The following is a 5,909-nucleotide window of genomic DNA, read 5'->3' on the forward strand; positions in this document are numbered from 1 at the left end:
GTCGTTCAGCAACTCCTGAAACGCCTGTTCTATCATTTCCTTTTCAGCATTTTCCCGTTCAATCTGGCTTATATTCTCTTCCATATCCTTCTCTCCTATCAGTCACTTTCTGCAAAAATAGACAAATTTTGACACCGTGCAAACGATTTGTCGCTGAAAACACGGGGCGGGGCTGGTTGAGGCCCTTAAAAAGGACGAAAAGAACGCAGGTGGCACTCCTGGTACCGCCGGCGTTCTTCGGTGCGGAGGGTGTGCTTCCGCGTTATTTGTAGATTTTCAGCGTTTTTCCTGCCCGGATTTTGTTGTTCCTCAATCCGTTCCAGCTGCGCAGCTTGCGCACGCTCACGCCGTAGCGTTCGGCAATGCCGCCCAGGGTGTCGCCGTTTCTTATCTTATAGTAGATGGGCTTCCCGTTTCCGGCTGTGGCCTTGTTTTTGCTGCCGGTGCCGGCAATGGCTACGGTGCGACGGTTCTTGAACAGTTCGTCGCTGCGGTGGGCATAGATGGTGTCCTGGCGGTCAATGAAGGTGCTGATGGCGTTCAGCGGCAGGCGCAGGGTCTGCGGTTTGCTGTCACCCGGTATGATGTTCTTCTTGTACTGCGGGTTCAGGCTTTTGATTTCGTCCATTTCCACACCACAGAGGTCGGCTATCTGTTCAAAGTGCAGGTTGCGCGATACCTGCACGGTGTCCGTGGCCTCGGGGATGTTGGTCTCCATGGGGCAGATGTTGTGCTTGCAGTAGTAGGTCATCACGTAGTTGGCCGCAATGAAGGCCGGCACGTAGCCGCGAGTCTCGCGGGGCAGGTAGTTGTAGATTTCCCAGTAGTCGGTCTTGCCTCCCGAGCGGCGGATGGCCTTGTTGATGGTGCCCGGTCCGCAGTTGTAGGCGGCAATCACCAGGTTCCAGTCCTTGTAGATGTCATACATGTCCTTCAGGTAGCGGGCGGCGGCCCAGGTGGCTTTGATGGGGTCGCGGCGTTCGTCCACCAGGCTGTTGCTTTCCAGTCCGTAAAGTTTTCCGGTCTGAAGCATGAACTGCCAGAGGCCGGCGGCTCCAGCACGCGATACGGCCGAGGGGTTGAGCGCCGATTCGATGATGGGCAGGTACCTCAGTTCGAGCGGCAGGTTGTAGGCGTCGAGTGCCTCTTCAAAGATGGGCATGTAGAAGTTGCAGGCGCTCAGCATGAAGGCTACCTGATTGCGCAGGCGGCCTGCATACATGTCGATAAATTTGCGCACAATCTCGTTGTAGGGCATTTCCATCACGGTCGGCATGCGCGACAGGCGGTCAATGTAGACCGAGTCGCTGAACAGCGGATTTTCGGTAGAGGTGTCGCAGTCTTTTCCCAGGTCGATGTAGTTCTTGGCTTTCCAGTCGTTCAGCAGGCTGTCCAGGGGGTAGGTCATGCTGACGGGCAGGTCGATGCTTTCCTGGCGTTCGCTGCCGTTTTCGTGTATCAGTACCTCCACGCTTTCCTGTGCCTGTACGCAGGGCGCTGCCGCCAGGGTGCAGAGCAGGAGGGAGGAGCCGAGGAGTAGATGTTTCAAGTATGCGGGTCTTTGTCTCATAATGGGTTATGCTTCTATATATATAGGTACTTAAGTTTCGGATTTAATATTTCTCAGGTAGTTAAGTAGTTAAGAAGCTAAGTCGTTAAGCCGATACATCGTGAGCTGTTTGTTTTTCTATTGGCTAGGTCTCTCCCCTTCGGGGGGAGTTGGAGGGGGCCTCCTTCTAACTCCTTTAACTCCTGCAAGTTTGGCTTCGCCGATTTTCAATTCGGTAAAACCGAAACTTGAGTATAGGTATATTGATTTCTTAAGTTTCTCAAGTTTATTAATCGATTGTAGTTAAGGAGTTAAGAAGTTAAGGAGTTAAGCCAATGCCTTTGTGAAAAGGATACCGACCATACACTTGAGCTATCGGCAGTTTCGCACTTGCGAAACTTGAGTTGATTTTTTCTTTTCTCAGAACCGGAAGCTGCATTGCACGCCCACCGATCGGCCCGACTGTCCGCTGCTCCGGTTGTCGATGACTGCAGGCTCCAGGCTCATGCTCAGGTCGGGACTGATGTCGAAGTTGGACAGCTCGGCATCCACATACGCGTCCACCACCGAGAGCAGATAGACGCCGATAAAGGCAAAAATACTCAGGTCGCGGTAGCGGCGGTAGGTGTCTTTTCGCTTGCGCAGGGTTTCGGTCAGTTGCGTCTTCGACACGCGGTCCAGGTAGCCTGCCGGCAACAGGTCCAGAATGCTGCTCGACGTCCAGTTCTCGTTGACTGCGTCTCGGTAGGCGTTGGAGTAGTCCCTGTACATCTTTCCGTTCCATGTCAGGGCGTATGCGCATCCGGCAAAGCCGCCGTAGAAGATGGGCAGTTTCCAGAACTTCCGGTTGTAGATTTGTCCGCCTCCGGGGATGACCAGGGCCAGCCACGTGGCTTTCGTCGGGTTAGGCACCCATACTTTGGGAGCTACGGCTTTCTGTAGGCTGTCTGTCGGTGTCAGGGATACCTGTGGCGAAGTGGCGGAGGTCATTTCCTGCATTTTCTTTCGGTTTGCGGCTGCAATGCTGTCTGCCACGGCCACACTGTCCGGCACTTCGTGCAGCGCGGAATCGGCCCGTTGCATCAGTCCCAGACTGTCCGTCAGCAGGACGGGTGTCCGTGGCCGGGCGGTCGCAGTCGTGTCCGCCGGATGGCGGTGCCGCTTCGAGGCAGCCCGTGGCCTGTCCTGGCCATACATGGCAATCCCCGCCGTCTGCAGGAGGCAGAGCAGCAGGGCTATCCAAATCCGGTATGTCTTTTGTCTTTTTGCCATTTATTTTAGTTTCGCAAATTGATTAAGAGCCTGTGGTTAATGATGAATGATGAATGGTTTATGATAAATGGTTAATGATGAATGGTTAATGGTTAATGGTGAACAGCCGGTAAATTCTTCATTCCTCATTCTTCATTCTTCATTTTCCTCATTCTTCATTTTCCTCATTCTTCATTCTTCATTTTCTTGTTCTTCATTCTTCATTTTTTGTCTATCGGCTTTAACTCCTAAGCCCACCTTGGTGGGTTCTCTCCCCTTCGGGGGGAGTTGGAGGGGGCTTTCTTTTAACTTCTTTAACTCCTGCAAGTTTCGCACTTGCGAAACCTGGGTCATTTATCTTTCAGTGTATCAAGGATGCCGATGATACGTTCCAGTTCTTCTTCGTTGTTGAAGGGGATGCTGATTTTTCCCTTCCCTTTCTCCGAGCAGGTGAGCTGCACCTTGGTGTTGAAGAAGCCCGAGAGCTGCTGTTTCAGCAGGTTGAACTCTTCGGGCAGCTTGGCCTGTTTGGGGGCTATCTTGCGGCTGCCGCTCTTCACGGTTTCGCCTTCGCTCAGCGATTTGACGATTTCCTCCACCTTGCGCACGGAGTAGCCGTGTTCCAGTATCTCCTCAAAAATCTTCACTTGCAGCTTGGGGTCGCCCAATGTGACGAGGGCACGGGCATGCCCCATGTCTATCTGTTTGTTCTGCAGTCCTATCTGCACGGGGGCGGGCAGTTTCAGCAGGCGCAGGTAGTTGGCGATGGTGGTGCGTTTCTTGCCCACGCGCTCGCTCAGCCGCTCCTGCGTCAGGCCGTACTGCTCCAGCAGGTGCTGGTAGGCCAAGGCTATCTCCACCGAGTTCAGGTCTTCGCGCTGGATGTTCTCGATGAGGGCCATTTCCATCACGTTCTCGTCGTCGGCAGTGCGGATGTAGGCGGGTATGCTGGTCAGGCCGGCCATCTGTGAAGCCCGGAAGCGTCGTTCGCCGGCAATAATCTGGTACTCGTCGTCCGAAATCTGCCGCAGGGTGATAGGCTGTATGATGCCTATTTCCGCAATGGAGTCGGCCAGCTCCTGCAGGGCGGTCGGGTCGAACTCGCGGCGCGGCTGGTTCGGGTTGACGCTGATTTTTGACAGCTCTATTTCGTTGATGGACGATGAACCTTCGGTCTGCACTTCATCCATGGAGAGCAGTGCGTCGAGTCCGCGTCCTAAAGCGTTTCGTTTCTGTACCATTAGTTTCCTTTTGTTGGTTAGTTGTTATGGCTGATAATCTCTTTGGCCAGTGCCATGTGGTTTTTGGCTCCCGTCGAGTCTGCGTCGTACAGGATGGTGGGCAGTCCGTAGCTGGGTGCCTCGCTCAGTTTCACATTGCGCTGGATGACGGTTTTGAACACCAGTTCCTGAAAGTGGCGTTTCACCTCGTCGTATATCTGGTTGGCCTGTCTCAGGCGCGAGTCGTACATCGTCAGCAGGAATCCCTCGATTTCGAGCGACGGATTCAGCTTCGATTTGATAATCTTGATGGTGTTCAGCAACTTGCTGATGCCTTCCAGAGCAAAATACTCGGCCTGCACGGGGATGATGACCGAGTCGGCTGCTGTCAGTGCGTTGATGGTAATCAGGCCCAGTGAGGGCGAACAGTCTATCAAGATATAGTCAAACTCCTCCTTCAGCGGAGCCAGCACCTCCTTCAGAATCTTTTCGCGGTTCTTCAGGTTGAGCATTTCTATTTCGGCGCCCACCAGGTTGATGTGCGACGAAATGATTTTCAGCGTTTCAATTTCCGTGTCATGTATCGCCTCGCGCACGTCGGCGTGGTCGATAATGCATTCATAAATAGTACATTCCGCCTGCTTGATGTCTATGCCCAAGCCGGAAGATGCGTTGGCTTGCGGATCGGCGTCCACAACGAGCACTTTCTTTTCGAGTGTGGCCAGCGACGCTGCGAGGTTAATCGTAGTCGTTGTCTTGCCCACACCTCCTTTTTGGTTTGCCAAAGCAATAATTTTTCCCATATTTCCTTTCATTTTCGGCAGCGAAATAAGCGATAAATTCCGAATAGCGGCTCTTCAAACCGGGGGAGATTGCAAAAACGGTTGATAAGTCGGCTGTTTTGTTAATAACTGCCCCACGTGTTTATCGGGCAAATATACATATTTCTCCCGAATTGAAGCGGTTTTTTCCTCCTCGCTTGCAGAAGATTAAGTTTTTTAACTCCTGCAAGTTTCGCAAGTGCGAAACTTGCAGGAGTTAAAGGAGTTAAAAGGAGTTATCGCCCACCAAGGTGGGCTTAGGAGTTAAAGCCGATAGTTCAAGTGTATGGTCGGTATCCTTTTCACAAAGGTATTGGCTTAACTTCTTAACTTCTTAACTACAATCGATTAATAAACTTGCGAAACTTAAGGCCTTTAACTTCCAAGCCCGCCCTGGCGGGACCTCTCCCCCTTCGGGGGGAGTTGGAGGGGGCTTTCTTCTAACTCCTCTAACTCCTGCAAATTTCGGTAAAACCGAAAGTTGAATATATAGGTTTCGCGCGCGCGAAGCGAACAGGCTCGGGTGAAACTGTGTGAAACCACGCCCGGGCCGGCTGTGAAACTTCTGCTTTCACTCCATCTTGCTGTGTTCCAGCGGGCTGGCGGTGCGGTGAAGGCGTGAAGGCGGATGGCGCGTAATCCCGTTTATGGCGGGAGAGGGTAGGTTCACGGCTTTCCCGAAGAGGAACTTGGCCGTCGTAAGGTACTACTTGGCGGCCGTAAAGTACTACATGGCCGTCGTAAAGTGCTACATGGCGCCGGTAAACACCTGCTTTGCGGGAGCGCCCCGGAATGCGGCAGTCTTTCGTGTCCGCATCGTCTCCGGAGGATGCTTGCATCCTGTTCAGAGGACGCTTGCATCCTGTTCGGAGGACGCTTGCTTCTTGCACGGAGGATGCAAGCCTGTCCCGCGGCATGAGGGAGGGATGTAGAAACGGGGGACTGTTGTAGGGTCGTGAAAAAGTTACTTAATTTAAGTTTCGCAAGTGCTCAACTTATTAGTTGACAAGGCTTCAGTCAACAAGTCTACAAGGCCGGAATGCCCTGTTTGATAAAGTGCCGCTTGAA

4 protein-coding genes are annotated in these 5,909 nt (G+C 52.8%); all 4 read right to left on the reverse strand.

Annotation, left to right across the window (positions count from 1 at the left end):
* Positions 1-262 precede the first annotated feature (262 nt).
* The 4 genes from Q1Y74_RS13615 to Q1Y74_RS13630 all read right to left on the reverse strand — a co-directional run bounded on the left by Q1Y74_RS13615 (position 263) and on the right by Q1Y74_RS13630 (position 4,823).
* Positions 263-1,570 (reverse strand): lytic transglycosylase domain-containing protein, encoded by a 1,308-nt coding sequence (locus Q1Y74_RS13615; RefSeq protein WP_300814833.1) that lies wholly within the window; start codon positions 1,568-1,570, stop codon positions 263-265.
* Between the two features lie 399 nt (positions 1,571-1,969).
* Complete coding sequence (locus Q1Y74_RS13620) at positions 1,970-2,821, reverse strand: DUF5683 domain-containing protein (RefSeq protein ID WP_300814834.1); 852 nt, start codon at positions 2,819-2,821, stop codon at positions 1,970-1,972.
* A gap of 329 nt (positions 2,822-3,150) precedes the next feature.
* A complete protein-coding gene (locus Q1Y74_RS13625; protein ID WP_300814835.1) occupies positions 3,151-4,041 on the reverse strand; it encodes a ParB/RepB/Spo0J family partition protein in 891 nt (296 codons plus the stop codon).
* A 17-nt stretch (positions 4,042-4,058) separates the two neighbouring features.
* On the reverse strand, positions 4,059-4,823 hold the full coding sequence (locus Q1Y74_RS13630; RefSeq protein WP_300814836.1) for an AAA family ATPase: 765 nt from the start codon (positions 4,821-4,823) through the stop codon (positions 4,059-4,061).
* Positions 4,824-5,909 lie beyond the last annotated feature (1,086 nt).

Origin of the sequence: uncultured Bacteroides sp. (assembly GCF_949298305.1) — a bacterium.
Classification (GTDB): domain Bacteria; phylum Bacteroidota; class Bacteroidia; order Bacteroidales; family Bacteroidaceae; genus Bacteroides.